Origin of the sequence: Hyphomicrobium sp. LHD-15, assembly GCF_031157355.1 — a bacterium.
GTDB lineage: Bacteria > Pseudomonadota > Alphaproteobacteria > Rhizobiales > Hyphomicrobiaceae > Hyphomicrobium_C.
Window position 1 is genome coordinate 59,892 of sequence record NZ_JAVIFT010000003.1, and the last position, 16,753, is coordinate 76,644.

12 protein-coding genes and 1 riboswitch are annotated in these 16,753 nt (G+C 64.8%); of the genes, 9 read left to right on the forward strand and 3 right to left on the reverse strand.

The window, feature by feature from the left end:
* On the reverse strand, positions 1-366 hold the full coding sequence (gene gcvH, locus RCO24_RS12465; RefSeq protein WP_308962516.1) for a glycine cleavage system protein GcvH: 366 nt from the start codon (positions 364-366) through the stop codon (positions 1-3).
* 23 nt (positions 367-389) lie between these two features.
* Entirely contained in the window at positions 390-1,547 is a 1,158-nt protein-coding gene (gene gcvT / locus RCO24_RS12470) for a glycine cleavage system aminomethyltransferase GcvT (protein WP_308962517.1), read from the reverse strand.
* A 169-nt stretch (positions 1,548-1,716) separates the two neighbouring features.
* Positions 1,717-1,807: riboswitch (glycine riboswitch) on the reverse strand.
* A 521-nt stretch (positions 1,808-2,328) separates the two neighbouring features.
* On the opposite strand from gcvT, the gene RCO24_RS12475 reads away from it, so the two are divergent.
* The 9 genes from RCO24_RS12475 (at position 2,329) to RCO24_RS12515 (ending at position 15,098) form a co-directional block, all read left to right on the forward strand.
* Entirely contained in the window at positions 2,329-2,937 is a 609-nt protein-coding gene (locus RCO24_RS12475) for an ANTAR domain-containing protein (RefSeq protein ID WP_308962519.1), read from the forward strand.
* A 3-nt stretch (positions 2,938-2,940) separates the two neighbouring features.
* Entirely contained in the window at positions 2,941-4,203 is a 1,263-nt protein-coding gene (locus RCO24_RS12480; RefSeq protein WP_308962520.1) for a CmpA/NrtA family ABC transporter substrate-binding protein, read from the forward strand.
* A 349-nt stretch (positions 4,204-4,552) separates the two neighbouring features.
* Complete coding sequence (locus RCO24_RS12485) at positions 4,553-5,869, forward strand: CmpA/NrtA family ABC transporter substrate-binding protein (RefSeq protein ID WP_308962521.1); 1,317 nt, start codon at positions 4,553-4,555, stop codon at positions 5,867-5,869.
* 46 nt (positions 5,870-5,915) lie between these two features.
* Positions 5,916-6,872, forward strand: a complete 957-nt coding sequence (gene ntrB, locus RCO24_RS12490; protein ID WP_308962522.1) for a nitrate ABC transporter permease — start codon at positions 5,916-5,918, stop codon at positions 6,870-6,872.
* Between the two features lie 10 nt (positions 6,873-6,882).
* Positions 6,883-7,716 carry an ABC transporter ATP-binding protein gene (locus tag RCO24_RS12495; RefSeq protein WP_308962523.1) on the forward strand — a complete coding sequence of 278 codons (834 nt, stop codon included), beginning with the start codon at positions 6,883-6,885 and terminating at the stop codon, positions 7,714-7,716.
* A 43-nt stretch (positions 7,717-7,759) separates the two neighbouring features.
* Complete coding sequence (locus tag RCO24_RS12500; RefSeq protein ID WP_308962524.1) at positions 7,760-8,980, forward strand: FAD-dependent oxidoreductase; 1,221 nt, start codon at positions 7,760-7,762, stop codon at positions 8,978-8,980.
* A 16-nt stretch (positions 8,981-8,996) separates the two neighbouring features.
* Complete coding sequence (locus RCO24_RS12505) at positions 8,997-10,763, forward strand: NirA family protein (protein WP_308962526.1); 1,767 nt, start codon at positions 8,997-8,999, stop codon at positions 10,761-10,763.
* A complete protein-coding gene (locus tag RCO24_RS12510; protein ID WP_308962527.1) occupies positions 10,760-12,382 on the forward strand; it encodes a sulfite reductase subunit alpha in 1,623 nt (540 codons plus the stop codon). The genes RCO24_RS12505 and RCO24_RS12510 overlap by 4 nt, the downstream gene beginning before the upstream one ends.
* Before the next feature lie 10 nt (positions 12,383-12,392).
* The gene (locus tag RCO24_RS12515; RefSeq protein ID WP_308962528.1) at positions 12,393-15,098 is read left to right on the forward strand and encodes a molybdopterin-dependent oxidoreductase; all 2,706 of its coding nucleotides are present in this window, start codon (positions 12,393-12,395) and stop codon (positions 15,096-15,098) included.
* Positions 15,099-15,279: 181 nt separating this feature from the next.
* Here RCO24_RS12515 and RCO24_RS12520 read toward each other — a convergent pair whose 3' ends face one another.
* On the reverse strand, positions 15,280-16,617 hold the full coding sequence (locus tag RCO24_RS12520; protein ID WP_308962530.1) for a porin: 1,338 nt from the start codon (positions 16,615-16,617) through the stop codon (positions 15,280-15,282).
* Between the last annotated feature and the right edge of the window lie 136 nt (positions 16,618-16,753).

The following is a 16,753-nucleotide window of genomic DNA, read 5'->3' on the forward strand; positions in this document are numbered from 1 at the left end:
CTATGCGCCGATGAAGGTCTTGTAGGCGGCCTCGTCCATGAGGTCCCGGAACGCGCCGACATCGGCGAGCTTCAATTTGAAGAACCACCCCGCCTTCAGCGGATCGGTGTTGACGATCGCAGGGTCCGCCACGATCGCCTCGTTGACCGCGACGACCTCACCCGTGAGCGGCGCAAAAACGTCGGACGCGGCTTTCACGGATTCGACGACGGCCGCGCCATCGCCCTTGGCGAGCTTGGCGCCAATGTCGGGAAGCTGCACGAAGACAAGGTCTCCGAGCTGTACGGTGGCATGCTCGGTAATTCCGACCGTCACGACGTCGCCGTCGAGTTCAAGCCACTCATGATCTTCTGTGAATTTCGGCAAAACGACCTCCTCGGTTGCGCGGCTCAGCCGCGGTGATAGCGATGCGTAACGAACGGAAGCGTAGCCACGTCGACTGCCAATCGCTTGCCGCGCACTTCGGCAAAGAGGCGCGTACCCGGGGCCGACAACGACGACGGCAAGTAGCCCATCGCGATTGGCGCCTCGATACTCGGGCCGAACCCGCCGGACGTGACGGCGCCAACGGGATCGGGCGCTTCGAGATCGGAAAACAGCAACGCGCCCCCACGCACCGGGGCACATCCCTCGGGCCGCAAGCCGACGCGGCGGCGCGAAGCGCCTTTGTCGAGTTGATCGAGTATGACGGCTGCGCCCGGAAATCCGCCGGCCCTTTCGCCGCCATGGCGTCGTGCCTTCTGGATCGCCCACGCAAGCCCGGCTTCGATCGGCGTGGTGGCCGTGTCGATGTCGGCGCCATAAAGCGGCAGGCCCGCTTCGAGCCTCAGGGAATCGCGGGCCCCGAGCCCGATCGGCTGAACATCCGAATTCTCGAGCAAACCTTCGGCGATCTCGCGGGCCATGTCCGCTGGCGTCGAGATCTCGAAGCCGTCCTCGCCGGTATAGCCCGAGCGCGCCACAACGCAGGCCGCGCCCATGATCGACATCTCCTGGACATCCATGAACCGCATCGCGGCCGAACCAGGAGCAAGCTCAGCGAGTGCCGATTGCGCATTGGGCCCTTGCAGCGCAATTAACGCCCGATCGAGCACCTCGATCTCGCAATCGCCCGCAAGCTGCTCAGCGAGACGTGCCGCATCCGCCGCCTTGCAGGCCGCGTTGACGACGAGAAGCAGATGATCGCCACGGTTCGAGACCATCAGGTCGTCGAGAAGACAGCCGGCTTCGTTCGTGAACACGGCGTAGCGCTGCCGACCCGGCGCCAGTCCGAGAATATCCACCGGAACCAGACGTTCGAGCGCCCGCGCCGCATCGGCCACCGAGCCCGACTTAGGCCGAAGCACGATCTGCCCCATATGGGAGACGTCGAACAGACCGGCAGCCGCACGCGTATGCAAATGCTCCTTGAGCACACCGGCCGCGAACTGCACGGGCATGTTGTAGCCGGCGAACGGCACCATACGCGCGCCAAGCTCCACATGCAGGCTGTGCAGCGGCGTATGCCTCAACGGCTCGGTTGGTGTCTTGGCGTCGTCCCCGCTCATGCAAAGCTCCACAAGGCTCAATTCAGGCGCCATTTCGTGCGCCGATTGGAGCCCCCTCTGTCGCGGAACCTGAAAGATTAGGTGCCTGTCCGGTTAAAAACCGGAGTCAGGGAAACACCGTTTCCTCGTCGGTGGGCCGGAACAAAGCCGGCCGCTTTCCAGAGTGTCTTGTGGTCTTGCGGTCCTTGGTGCCTGAGAGTTTCCGGGGCGGTTGCTCCTTCGGCGCCGGGGCTCGCCCCGGTCTCTTCCGCAAGATTGCGTTGACCAGAGGAGCATGGGGATTCCCGCGTTCAGGGTCAAGGCTACGAAAGTCCACGCATATGCGCGGAACATGTGGCGGCGAGCGAGATCGCGACGCCTGGTGAATGCGCACCGCACACGCGCCTTCCGGCAAACGGCGTGGCGTCGTCTGCGCTGGACGACACCTTGCGCAAACTTCACGGCGGCTCATCCACGAGCCGCCGCATGTCATCAGCTCCGAAGGACGCGGCGCCCACAGTTCCGAAAGCGGAGATGGCGGGTCTCCGCCTTGCCAGTATGAACGTTGGATCTAAAACCCTGAGCCGGCAGGCCGGGACGTCGCGAAGCCACGCACCCAGCGCTTAACGCCCAACACTGCCCGCATCCTAGCCTCTTGAGCCAGCATGAGTATCGATCGGTTCACCCTTAAGAAAGCAGACCCCATCCGCCAAATGCACGCTCTGTGCGCGGATGCCCCAGCGCAAGTCCGAGACAAAGTGTATTATGCTTTAGGCGAGCCGCCACGCCAAGAGTCGCATCCTTGCAGCCATCCGATCCTGACTCCACCCTCAAGATCCTCGTCATCGACGAGAACCCGATCCGGCGCGCCATCATTGAGGCGGGACTGAAGGAGGCTGGGTTCACGGCGGTGACCATGCTCGCCAACACCACCCGCCTCGTCGATCACATCTACAATCTCGACCCCGACGTCGTCCTGATCGACCTCGAGAACCCGAGCCGCGACGTGTTGGAGCAGATGTTCCAGGTCTCACGCACGGTACGCCGCCCCATCGCCATGTTCGTAGACCGCAGCGAGAAGAGCGAGATCGAGGCCGCGATCGACGCCGGCGTTTCGGCCTATATCGTCGACGGCCTCAAGAAGGAGCGCGTGAAGCCGATCCTCGATATGACGGTCTCGCGCTTCCACGCCTTCAACCGCCTCCGCGCCGAGCTCGACGAGGTCAAGAGCGCGTTGAAGGACCGCAAGATCATCGAGAAGGCCAAGGGCATCCTGATGAAGAGCCGCGGCGTCGATGAGGACAAGGCCTACGACCTTCTGCGCAAAACCGCCATGTCGCAGGGAAAACGCATTGCAGATGTCGCACAGGCCCTCGTCAGCGCCGTCGATCTGCTGAAGGACCAGGGCTAGCGCATGACGGAAAAAGCAACCATCGGAACCGCCCGCAAACGCGAAATACACGCCGGATTCATTCCGCTTTCGGATTGCGCGCCCCTCGTCATCGCTTCCGAGCTCGGCTTCGACCGCCAGCACGGCTTCTCCCTCGCGCTCCATCGCGAAGCCTCGTGGGCCAACATCCGCGACAAGGTCGACGTCGGCGCGCTCGATTGCGCGCACATGCTGGCGCCGATGCCGATTGCGGCCCATCTCGGGCTCGGGCGTGCCACGGTGCCGATCATCGCGCCGATGGCCCTGAGCCTCAACGGCAACGCCATCACGGTTTCCACCCGCCTTTACGAGGACATGCGCGCAGCCGACGAGCCGGCGACGCTGGCCGGGGGAATGCAGGCCGCGGAGGCGCTGGCGAAGGTTGTACGCACGCGTCAGGCCGCCGGCCGCGAGCCGTTGACCTTCGGCATGGTCTACCCGTTCTCGTGCCACAACTATGACCTGCGCTACTGGCTCGCGGCCGCCGGCATCGATCCCGACAATGACGTGAACATCGTCGTCGTGCCTCCCCCGCTGATTGCAGAGAATCTGAAGGCCGGCCGCGTCGACGGGTTCTGCGTCGGCCAGCCCTGGAACAGCGTGGCCGTTGCCGAAGCCGACGGCGTAATCGTTGCGACCAAGAGCCAGCTTTGGGCCATGAGCCCGGAAAAAGTGCTCGGCGTTCGCGAGGTCTTTGCCGAGCGCGAGCCCGAGCTTGTTCGCGATCTCGTCCGCGCCATCGTCGCCGCCGGCCGCTGGCTCGACGAGCCCGCAAACCGCAAGGATGCGGCCCGCATTCTGGCCCGTCCCGAATACATCGGCGTCGCCGAAGAGATCCTGGCGCGGCCGCTGACGGGTGCCTTGAAGTGCGGCGGACACCAGGCCGATATCGTCGATCCGGATCTCGTGGTGTTTCACCGCGGCTTCGCAAACTTCCCGTGGCGCTCGCACGCGATCTGGCTGATGACCCAGATGATCCGCTGGGGCCAGGTCCGCGAGCCGTTCAATCTCGAAGCCGTCGCTGAGCGCGTCTATAGAACCGATCTCTACCGCGAGGCGATGGCCGGAGAAAAGGACGCCGCACCGGCGTCCGACTACAAGCCGGAAGGCAGCGACAACGGATCGAGCCACCCGCACTTTTTCGGCGGCGAACGCTTCGATCCCGCAACCGCGCTCACCTATCTCGATCGCCTTCCGATCCGCCATGCCGGCGCCGAGATCGAAGCCTTCGCGACGCTCAATCGCTGATCGCCGCACGCGTCTTGCCTGCTGAACGACTCGGCAGATTCAGTTTGCATTGCACAAACGCTGCGCAAAAAACCTCCCTGCGACACGATCGACCACAACTCGCAACACGCTGATATCGCGTGATTTTCTCAACAATTCGAGTTTGGCACGATCCTTGATGATTAGCACATCGAGACCGGCAGCTCGAACTGCTCGGAATTCGACATAGCGGCTCAACGGCGAGCCGCCCACATGGCAACGCTGCCTCGACGGAACGCGACCGGTCTTCGGTCACGGCTCTTCGACGCGGCGTTTTTTGTTTTTGGCGCGGGCCTTCGGGTTCGGAAGCACCGAGACGGGAGAATTCGGAATGACTGGTTCGAAACGCGGAGCTGATGCACTCAAGGCCGGTCTGTCGCGCCGCGCGATGCTGAAGGGCACCGCCACCGCGGCCGTGATCGCAGCCGCAAAGACGCTGGTACCCGGTGGCGCGTCGGTTGCGTGGGCTGCCGGCCCCGAGACCACCAAAGCGGTGCTCGGCTACATTGCGTTGACCGATGCCGCGCCGCTGATTGTCGCCAAGGAGAAGGGCCTGTTCGCCAAGTACGGCTTGCCGGACGTCGAGGTCCTGAAGCAGGCCTCGTGGGGCGCAACGCGCGACAACCTCGTGCTCGGCTCGCAAGCGAACGGCATCGACGGCGCCCACATCCTGACGCCCATGCCGTACCTGATCTCGGCCGGCAAGGTCACGCAGAACAACGTGCCGGTGCCGATGAGCATCCTGGCGCGCCTGAACTACGATTGTCAGGGCATCTCCGTTGCCAAGGAATACGAAGGCCTCAAGGTCGGCGTCGATGCCTCCGCGCTCAAGGAAGCGTTCGCCAAGAAGAGGGCCGAAGGCAAGGACGTGAAGGTCGCCATGACCTTCCCCGGCGGCACCCACGATCTCTGGATCCGCTACTGGCTCGCCGCCGGCGGCATCGACCCCGACAAGGATGTCTCCACCATCGTCGTTCCGCCGCCCCAGATGGTCGCGAACATGAAGGTCGGCAACATGGACGCCTTCTGCGTCGGCGAGCCCTGGAACGAACAGCTCGTCAATCAGGGCATCGGCTTCACCGCCTGCACCACCGGCGAAGTCTGGGCCCGCCATCCCGAAAAGGCGCTCAGCATGCGCTCCGCTTGGGTCGAGAAGAACCCGGCCGCCACGCGTGCGCTGCTCATGGCAGTCATGGAGGCGCAGCAGTGGTGCGAGGCCATGGCCAACAAGGAGGAGCTCGCCACCATCCTCGGCAAGCGCCAGTGGTTCAACGTCCCGCCCGCCGACATCATCGGACGCCTCAAGGGCGACATCAACTACGGCCGCGGCCGCAAGGAGACCGGCACCAACTTGCTGATGAAGTTCTGGGAGGACGGCACTGTCTCCTATCCGTTCAAGAGCCACGACGCCTGGTTCGTCACCGAGGACATCCGTTGGGGCAAGTTCGACCCGAAGACTGACGTGAAGGCCTTCGTCGACAAGGTGAACCGCGAGGACATCTGGCGCGAGGCCGCCAAGGCGCTTGGCATCAAGGCGCCAGACAGCACCTCGCGCGGCAAAGAGACCTTCTTCGACGGCAAGGTCTTCGATCCCGACAATCCGACCGCCTATCTCGCGTCGCTCGCCATCACGCGCATTACCGCCTGATCCATCAGCCTGAGCGCCAGAGTTTCAAACGGAGCCTCGATCGCAAATGAATGCCCCGCTTTCCATCAACGCAGCGCCCCCAAGGCCTGTCCTGGTCGAAACCGCAGCCAGCCGTCCGCCGGCGGCTGCGGCTCAGCCTGCGCCGGCACCAGCCACCGCGAAGCAGACCGTCGTGCCGCTACCGGCTCCGCAACGCTACCGGCCGTCGCGCGCCGTGGCCATCGCCTACGATGTTGCGGCCGCCGTCGTGCCGCCCCTCGTCGTGCTGGCTCTCATGCTGCTTGTCTGGCAGCTCGCCACCAGTGGTCCCGACGCGACGCTGCCGTCGCCGCTCAAAATCTGGGCGGATTCGAGTGACCTGATCACCCAGCCGTTCTTCGTCAACGGCCCGCAGGACATCGGGCTCGGCTGGCGCGTGCTGACCAGCCTCGAGCGTGTCGCCTACGGCTTCGGCCTCGCCGCCATTGCCGGCATCGTACTCGGCGCCTTCGTCGGCCAGAGCGTGTGGGCCATGCGCGGACTGGATCCGATCTTCCAGGTGCTGCGCACCGTGCCGCCGCTTGCCTGGCTTCCGATCTCGCTCGCCGCCTTCCGCGACAGCGGCCCGTCTGCGGTCTTCGTGATCTTCATCACCGCCGTTTGGCCGGTGATCATCAACACTGCCGTCGGCATCCGCAACATCCCGCAGGATTACCGCAACGTCGCCGAAGTGCTGCGGCTGAACCCGATCGAATACTTCTGGCGCATCATGATCCCATCGGCGGCCCCCTACATCTTCACGGGCCTGCGCATCGGCATCGGCCTCTCTTGGCTCGCCATCGTCGCCGCAGAGATGCTGACCGGCGGCGTCGGCATCGGCTTCTTCATCTGGGATGCTTGGAACTCCTCGCGTCTCTCCGACATCGTCGTCGCCCTCATCTACATCGGTGTTGTCGGCTTCGTGCTCGACCGTCTGGTCGCGCTCGTGGGCCGTATCGCCACCCGCGGCACTGCCAGCGCCTGAGGAGATATCCATGAGCAAACCCATCGCACCCCAAACCTCGCACCCCTCGGGCAAGCCGTTTCTACGTCTCGAAGCCGTCTGCAAGACCTTCCGGCGCGGCGGCTCCGAGACCGAAGTCCTCCGCGACATTAGCCTCGACATCGCCGAGCGCGAGTTCGTCTCGATCATCGGCCATTCGGGCTGCGGAAAATCTACGATGCTCAATCTCGTCGCCGGCCTGACGCAGGTCACGACCGGCGCCGTCCTGCTCGAAAACCGCGAGGTGAACGAGCCCGGCCCCGAGCGCGCGGTCGTCTTCCAGAACCATTCGCTGCTGCCGTGGCTCACCGTCTACGACAACGTCCGCATCGCCGTGGACAAGGTGTTCGGCAGAACCAAGAGCCGCGCTGAGCGCGACGCCTGGACGCTCCACAACCTCGATCTCGTCCAGATGACGCACGCCAAGGACAAGCGCCCGTCGGAGATCTCCGGCGGCATGAAGCAGCGTGTCGGCATCGCCCGCGCGCTGGCCATGGAGCCGAAGGTCCTGCTGATGGACGAGCCGTTTGGCGCGCTCGATGCCCTGACGCGCGCGCACCTGCAGGAAACCGTGATGCAGATCCACGCGCGCCTCGGCAACACCGTCATCATGATCACCCATGACGTGGATGAAGCGGTGCTGCTGTCGGATCGCATCGTCATGATGACCAACGGCCCGTCGGCTCGCGTCGGCGAAGTGCTGGATGTTCCCCTCACCCGCCCCCGCAACCGGCTCGAGCTGGTGGCCGACGCCGAGTACATCCGCGCCCGCGAAGCCGTTCTCAAGTTCCTGTACGAGCGCCACCGCTACGTCGAAGCGGCGTAGCGGCCTTCCCACAACGATCAATCGCAGTGCGAGATCGAACACGATGAGCGAACCACTCGTTATTGTCGGCAACGGAATGGCGGCAACGCGCCTCGTCGACGAGCTGACCACCCTCGTGCCTGGCCGTTATGCGATCGCGGTCGTCGGCGAGGAGCCGTCACTGGCTTACAACCGCGTGCTGCTGTCGTCTCTGCTCGCGCGCGAGATCGACGAAGACGCCGTCACTCTGAAGAAAGCCGAGTGGTGGCGCGATCGCGGCGTGACGCTTGTCTATGGGCGCCGCGCCGTCGAGATCGACACCAAGGCGAAAGCCGTGCGCCTGCGCGGCGGCAGCAAGCTGAACTACAGCAAGCTCGTGCTCGCCATCGGCTCGGAAGCCGTACGTCTTCCTTTGCCGGGTGCCGATCTCCCGGGCGTCGTGACCTTCCGCGACAAATCCGACGTCGAAGCAATTCTGTCACGCGCCCGCACGGGCGCCCGTGCCGTCGTCATCGGCGGCGGTCTGCTCGGCCTCGAAGCGGCTTACGGTCTCATGAAAGCTGGTGCCGAGGTCAGCGTGGTCCATCTGATGGACCGCCTGATGGAGCGCCAGCTCGATTGCGAAGCGGCAGGCCTGCTCAAGGCCGCTCTCGAAGAGCGCGGCATTCAGGTCGTGCTCAATGCCGAAAGCGAGGCGGTACAGGGCCGCCGCAAGGTCGCGGGGCTCCGTCTCAAGGACGGGCGCAACATTCCAGCCGACCTGATCGTCATGGCAGTCGGCATCCGGCCCAACGTACGCCTTGCCCGTGGCGCCGATCTCAGCGTGAACCGCGGCATCGTCGTCGGCGACGATCTCGCAACCAGCGACCCCGATGTCTACGCACTCGGCGAATGCGCCGAGCATCGCGGAACCTGCTACGGCCTGGTCGAGCCCGCCTACGAACAGGCCCGCACGCTCGCCCGCGCGCTCGCCGGAAAGCCTGCGAGCTACGAGGGATCTCTGCTCTCGACCAACCTCAAGGTCTCCGGCGTCAACGTGTTCTCGGCCGGGGACTTCCTCGGCGCGCCAGGCACCGAGCCGATCGTGCTGCGCGACCCGGGGCGCAAGAGCTACCGCAAGCTCGTCGTCAACGAGGATCGTCTGACCGGCGCCGTGCTCGTCGGCGATACCGCCGACGCCCTCTGGTATCTCGACCTGATCCGCTCGGGCGCACCCATCGGCGCCTTGCGCGAAGACCTCGTGTTCGGGCGCGCGTTCGCCGAACCGCAAGCATGCGCAGCTTGAGGAGAAAGAGCGAGCCATGAGCGCAGAATTTTCCGCCGAGCAGAAACGCTATCTCGAAGGCTTCATGTCGGGCGTCCAGGCCGGACGCTTGACGCAAGGCGCCAAGCCCGCGGCCAACACGCCCGCGAGCGTGCCGACCGGCCCCGATGCCGATCACTTCAAGGCCCAGGATGCCGTCAAAGCTTCCGGCAAGAAGCTCGTCGATCAGGAAAACTGGAAGCGCGAGGAGCATCCGTTCGATGCCTACCCACGCTTCAAGGCGCAGGCCGAGAGCGGCGAGTATCCGAAGCCGCAGGATAACTTCCGCTGGCGCTACTACGGCCTGTTCTACGTCGCACCCGCCCAGAACAGCTACATGTGCCGGCTCCGGATTCCGAACGGCATCCTGACCCACTGGCAGCTCGCCGGGCTTGCCGATACCGCCGAGCGTTTCGGCGGCGGCTACACCCACGTCACCACCCGCGCCAACTTCCAGATCCGCGAGATCGAAGCCGCAAACGCCGTCAAGGTTGTCGAGGCCATTCAGGATCTCGGCCTCTGCTCGCGCGGCTCCGGCGCCGACAACATCCGCAATGTCACCGGCACGCCGACCGCCGGCATCGATCCGCACGAGCTTCTCGATACGCGCCCCTACGCGCGCGACTGGCACTTCCATGTGCTGAACGATCGCTCGCTCACCGGTCTGCCGCGCAAATTCAACGTCGCCTACGACGGCGCCGGCACCATCGCCGCCCTCGAGGAAACCAACGACATCGGCTTCCAGGCCGTGGAAGTGACGGAAGGCGCTTCCGTCCCCGCCGGCGTCTACTTCCGCCTCGTGCTTGGCGGCATCACCGGCCACAAGGACCTCGCCCGCGACACCGGCGTCATTCTCGCACCGCAAGAGGCCACCCGCGTGGCCGACGCCATCATTCGCGTCTTCATCGAGCACGGTGACCGCACCAACCGCAACAAAGCGCGCCTCAAGTATGTGCTCGATGCCTGGGGCTTCGAGAAGTTTCTCGCCGCCGTCGAAGCAAAGCTCGGCGCCAAGCTCACTCGCGTTTCCACCGACCACGTGAAGCCGCGCCGCACGCCCGATCGCACCGCCCATATCGGCGTGCACGCCCAGAAGCAGGCCGGCCTCAACTGGATCGGCCTCGTTCTGCCGGTGGGCAAGATGACAGCCGAGCAGATGCGCGCCGTCGCAACACTCGCCCGTGAAGTCGGCGACGGCGACATCCGGCTCACCGTCTGGCAGAACCTGATCATTTCCGGCGTCCCGGATGCCAAGGTCGCCGAAGCCCGCGCGCGCATCGAAGCCATGGGCCTTGCGTCCGAGGCGACGGCCATCCGCGCCGGCCTCGTCGCCTGCACCGGCAGCCCCGGCTGCAAATTCGCGGCCGCGAATACCAAGGGCACCGCCGAAAAGATCGCGACCCACGTCGAATCCAAGCTGACGCTCGACACGCCGGTCAACATCCACCTCACCGGCTGCCACCATTCGTGCGCCCAGCACTACATCGGCGACATCGGCCTGATCGGCGCCAAGGTCCCCATCAACGACGACGGTGACACTGCCGAAGGATTCCACATCCTGGTTGGCGGCGGATCCGGCGGCGACGCGAAGATCGCTCGCGAACTTTGGCGCGACATCAAGAGCGAGGATTGCCCGGCCGCCGTCGAGCGCCTGCTCGCCGCCTATCTCGCCCATCGCAGCGACGCCGCCGAGACCTTCTTCGCCTTCGCCAACCGCACCGATACCGACACGCTGAGGCGCCTCGCCGGGGAGCAGATCGCATGACCATTCAATCCCCTGCGCCCGGCGTTTCACTGATACCGGACTCAGCCCCGTTCTCAGCGGACCAGCGAGCCTGGTTGAACGGCTTCTTTGCCGGCGTCCTGTCGCTCAACGGCGCCGGCCCGGCCGCCATCAGCCCGGATCTCGTCGCAGGCGCCAGCCTCCCGAATGGAGACGGCGACGACGGCGCAGCTCCCTGGCACGATCCGGCCATCGAAATCGACGAGCGCATGAAGCTCGCAGACGGCCGCCCCCTCCGCCGCCGCATGATGGCAGCGATGGCCCAGCAGGATTGCGGCCAGTGCGGCTATAATTGCGAAGACTACGCCAACGCCATCACCGAGCAGGCCGAGCCGCGGCTCAACCTCTGCGTTCCCGGCGGCAAGGCCACCGCCCGCATGCTCAAGACCCTCGTCGAGGAAATGGGCGGCGGCGTGCTCGACCCCGACGAAAAAGCCGCCAAGGATGCGGCCAAGTCCGCAAAGCCGGAGAAATCCTCGGACGTTGTGCCCGGCCGCTCGCGCGAAGCCCCTGTACTGGCTCGCTTCGTCTCGCGCCAGCGCCTCAACGGCGCCGCCTCCGAAAAGATCACAAACCACATCGAGATCGATCTTTCCGAGTGTGGCCTCGACTACGAGCCGGGCGACAGCTTCGGCATCCTGCCCTCGAACGACCCCGCCCTCGTCGACCGTATTCTTGCTGCGGTCAACGCACCGGCAGACTTTCCGATCGGCGAAAAAACCCTGCGCGAGGCTCTGATCGAGGACACGTCCCTTTCACCTGCCCCGGATTCGTTGTTCCAGCTCATCACGTATTTGACCGGCGGCGACCGCAAGAAGAAGGCGCAAGCCCTCGCCAAGGGACAGGACCCGGATGGTGACGCCGCCAACCTGGATGTCCTCGCCGCTCTCGAAAAGTTTCCGAACCTGCATCCCGATCCCGAAGCCTTCTACGAGGTTCTCGAACCGCTGCAGCCGCGCCTCTACTCGATCTCCTCGTCGATCAAGGCAAACCCGGGACGCGTCTCGCTGACGGTCGATACCGTCCGCTACGCGATCGGTGAGCGCCAGCGCCTCGGCGTCGCGTCCACCTATCTCGGGGATCGGGTCGAGCCCGGCGCCCACGTGAAAGCCTACGTGCAGAAGGCGCACGGCTTCGCACTTCCCAAGGACGGCGCGACACCGATCATCATGGTCGGTCCCGGCACCGGCGTCGCCCCGTTCCGCTCGTTCCTGCAGGAGCGCCACGTGACGAAGGCCACCGGCCCCGCCTGGCTGTTCTTCGGCCACCAGAAGAGCGCAACCGACTTCTTCTACGAAGGCGAGCTCGGCGTATTCCAGAAAGCCGGCACGCTGACCAAGCTCTCCCTTGCCTGGTCACGCGACGCCGCCGAGAAGGTCTACGTCCAGGATCGCATGCGTGAAGAGGCCGCCGAGCTGTTCGCATGGCTCGAGAAAGGCGCGCATTTCTATATCTGCGGCGACGCCAAGCGCATGGCCAAGGATGTCGAGACGGCGCTGACCAATGCGGTCGCAGAGCACGGCAAGGTCTCGGCAGAGGATGCCAAAGCCTACATCGCAGCCCTCAAGAAGGTCGGCCGCTATCAAGCCGACGTCTACTGAGGAGCGCCCGATGAACGCCCCGTTGCAGGCCAAGGCAGTCAAGACGACATGCCCCTATTGCGGGGTCGGATGCGGCGTGCTTGCGCGCCCCGACGGCTTCGGCGGCGCACAGGTGCAGGGCGATCCCGAGCATCCGGCGAATTTCGGCCGTCTCTGCTCCAAGGGCTCCGCGCTCGGCGAAACGCTGTCGCTCGACGGCCGCCTGTTGCATCCGATGATGCGTGGCCCGGCCGGCGTCATGGCGAGGGCGCCCTGGGATGACGCGCTCAACGCCGTAGCCAAGGGCTTTCGCGAAACCATTGCGCGGCACGGGCCAGACTCGGTCGCGTTCTACGTCTCCGGACAGCTTCTGACCGAGGACTATTACGTCGCCAACAAGCTGATGAAGGGGTTCATCGGTTCGGCCAACATCGACACCAACTCGCGCCTCTGCATGGCATCGTCGGTCGCAGGCCACCGTCGCGCGTTCGGCGCCGACACCGTTCCCGGTTGCTACGAGGATCTGGATGAAGCCGACCTCCTGATCCTGACCGGATCGAATGCCGCCTGGTGTCATCCGATCCTGTTTCAGCGCATGCTGAAGAACAAGCGTGAGCGCGGCGCACGCATCGTCGTCATCGATCCGCGCGCGACACCGACGTCCGATGAAGCCGATCTCCTGCTCCAGATCGCGCCAGGCATGGATTCCGTGCTGTTCTCCGGGCTTCTCGCCTATCTCGCCGATCAGGGCGTTCTCGACCGCGACTACATCCGGGACCACACTAACGGTTTTTCGGAAGCCCTCGCCCGCGCCCGCCACATCGCACCCGACGCCGAAGCCGTCGCCGAGCAATGCAACGTTCCGCGCGAGCGGATCGAAACGTTCTTTGCCTGGGTCGCGGCCACCCGCAAAACAGTGACGCTCTACTCACAAGGCGTCAACCAATCGGCGCAAGGCACCGACAAGGTCAACGCCATCATCAATTGCCACCTTGCGACGGGGCGCATTGGCCAGCCTGGCATGGGCCCGTTCTCGCTCACCGGCCAGCCCAACGCGATGGGCGGCCGTGAGGTCGGCGGGCTCGCCAATCAGCTCGCGGCGCACATGGATTTCGAGCCTGGCAATGTCGACCGCGTACGCCGTTTCTGGGACGCCCCCGCCGTCGCCCCGCGCCCTGGCCTCAAGGCCGTCGACTTGTTCGATGCTGTAGCCCAGGGCCGCATCAAGGCGCTGTGGATCATGGCGACCAACCCCGTCGTAAGCCTGCCGCGCGCCGACGCCGTCCGCACTGCGCTCGGAAATCTCGAGCTTCTCGTCGTGTCCGATGTCGTTGCCGCGACCGACACCATCCGCGCAGGCGCCCACATCCTGCTCCCGGCGGCCGGCTGGGGCGAAAAAGACGGAACCGTCACCAACTCGGAGCGGCGCATCTCGCGCCAGCGCGGATTTCTGACAACACCGGGAGAAGCGCAACCAGATTGGTGGATCGTTTCCGAAGTCGCAAAACGCATGGGATTCGCCAACGCCTTCAACTATGCGTCGGCCGCGGAGATCTTCGAGGAGCACTGCGCGCTCTCCGCGTTCGAGAACGGCGGCACGCGCGACTTCGACATCGCCGGTCTCGGCACCCTTTCGCACGAAGACTACGCTGCGTTAGACCCCGTCCAATGGCCTGTCGCAAAGAACGAAACCAACGGCGCGAAACGCTTGTTCGCCGCGGGCGGCTTCTACACGCCAGACCGGCGTGCACGCTTCGTCGCCGTCGCCAAGCCGAAGCTGGCTGCGGAACCGGGTCGTTACTTGCCGCTGCTCCTGAACACCGGGCGCATCCGCGACCAGTGGCACACCATGACGCGTACCGGAAAATCCCCACGTCTCGGGGCCCACATCGAAGAGCCGCGCATTGCCGTTCACCCTGACGACGCACAAAGCTTCAACATCGAGGACGGCGCCTTCGCCCGCGTCTCGACGCTTCACGGAAGCGCGGTGCTGCGCGTCGCCGTAACGCCGTCCCAGCGCCGGGGCGAAATATTCGCACCTATCCACTGGAACGGCGAAACTGCCTCAGACGCACGCGTTGGCGCACTCGTTCACGCCGCCTGCGATCCCATCTCCGGCCAGCCGGAAATGAAAGCCACAGAGGCTACCATCGCGCCGGTGCAATTCGCCATGCATGGCTTCTTCCTGACGCGCAAGCCGGTCGACTTGCCCACCGGCGTCTGGTGGGCGCGTTCCACCGTCGAAGGTGGCTTCGGCTACCGGATCGCGGTGCCGTCCTCCAACACCAAGCATTGGGCTGACATTGCGCGCGATCTACTCGGCAACGACGAGATCTATGCCGAACTCTTGGATGAGGGCCAGGGCCGCTACCGCGCGGCGATCATTCGTGGCGAGACGCTCGACGCCTGTGTGTTCCTGGCCAAGTCGCCTCAAGCGCTCCCTGGCTGGGAGTGGCTGAAGCAACAGCTTGCTGCGCCATCGCTCACCGAGCCCGCGCGCCGCGCACTGCTCGCCGGTCGCGCCGCGGAAGCCGGTACCGACAGCGGACCCGTGGTGTGCGCCTGTTTCGGCGTCGGCCGCAACGCCATCTGCCGCACAATTTCCGACCGGCGCGCGACCTCGCCGGAAGCGGTCGGACGCGAGCTCAAGGCCGGCACCAACTGCGGCTCCTGCATTCCGGAGATCCGCCGTCTCATCGCCGAGACCGAGGCACAGCCCCAACCGCAAGCGGTGTAAACACTTCCAACCCTCGTCCAGTGCCGTAGGCGCGTCCCTGTCGTCCTCGGAGGTCATGGCAAAGCCATGCTTCGCAGGAACATGCCGGGGGATCCACAATTCATGCACGAGCGCAAAAAAGAACTCCCCGCCGAAGCGGGGAGTGGAAACACCATGGTCGTGTTTGAACTCACGACACGATCTAGAACGCGATCAGCCCGCCGAAGCTCACGAAGTCCGCATCCTCGATGTCGGTGAGTGCGGCCACGCCGTCAAGCTCGCCCTCGTAGTGCTGATACTTGAGATAGAGGGTCATCGACGCCGCATCGATCTCCTGCGCGATGCCGCCGCCGAAGCGGTCGAACGAGCTGCCCGTCGCACCGGCAAACAACGCCCCCGGACCCATCTGGTCGTTGTAGCGGGCGTAGTCGCCATAGACCACGGTCGCACCGAACGGCAGCCACTTCTGGCGAATGCCCGCCTTGACGTAATAGTGCTCGCTGTCCGGCAGCACTCTGGTTCCACCCGTCGACCGTACCAGCGTCGCATCGTTGTTGTCCTCGGAACCGTAGGCGCCGTGGAGGAAAAGCCCGCTCGCCAGATGCTGAATGTAGCCGCCGGCCTGGAAATAACTCGAACTCTTGTGATCGATGCTGAAGGTGATGCCGCTTCCAGGTGGGCCGGCAATCGCCGCGTTCTCGTCGCTATTCTCCGAGTAACCGATACCGAACGCCACCTTGAAGCCGGCGACCTCCCCGGCATAGCGGCCCGCGATCTCCCAGAAGTCGTCCTCGCCCCAGCTCGCCGAAGCCGAAAATCCCGCGAAGGTCGGCGTGTCGTAGCGCACCCCGTTCATGACGATGCCGTTGCAATCGCCGCCGAGCGGAGCCTGCTGCGAATAGCAGAAGCCCATGTTGCCCCAGGTCAACGCCGGATGCAGAACCCCGGTCGTGCCGCTGCGCAGACGGAACTGCGGAAATCCGTCGAGGAACGTATAGTTGTCGAGAATCTGCGTGCCGGAAAGGTCGGTGAACATCGCCGCGCTCTTGGCGGCATGGGCCTGGCGCCCGATACTAACCTTGCCGAATTCCTTGCTTTGCAGATACCAGAACGACATCTGCGTATTGAGATTGTCGTTCTTGGTCGCGTTCATCTGGTTGATCGGTTCGCCCGCGCCGGAGAAGGCGTTGCCGGTAAGATCTTGAATGCGGAGCATGTAGCCTGCTGTCCAGCCCGGGACGATCGTCGCCTGCCCGTTGAGCTTCACATGAGTGGATTGCGTCGGCCCGAGCCCATGGACGTAGGCGTTGCTTTCCCCGCCGTCGTCCCAGACGGTAATCTCCTGCGCCACATAGCCGGAGATGGTGAGCGAGACCTTCCGGTTCCCCTTGCGGGCCGTGGTCGCTTCGAGCTCGGCCACCCGCTCTTCAAGATCGGCGCAGCAGTCGCCACCGAGATCTGCGGAAACAGCGGGCGTGGCCGCGGCCACCGAAGCCGCGAAAAAGAGACCGAGCGTCGTTAATCCGTGATTGATCTTCATGTTGTCTTGGCCCACCCAAATGTCTTCAACGCCTTGCAGCGTAGGGGCAAACCCTAAAGGACCGAAAAAAGAACGAGCGCGATAACGGAGCGCCAAAACCAACTGTGGCCGGATTAGCTCACCTTGCTAATCCGAT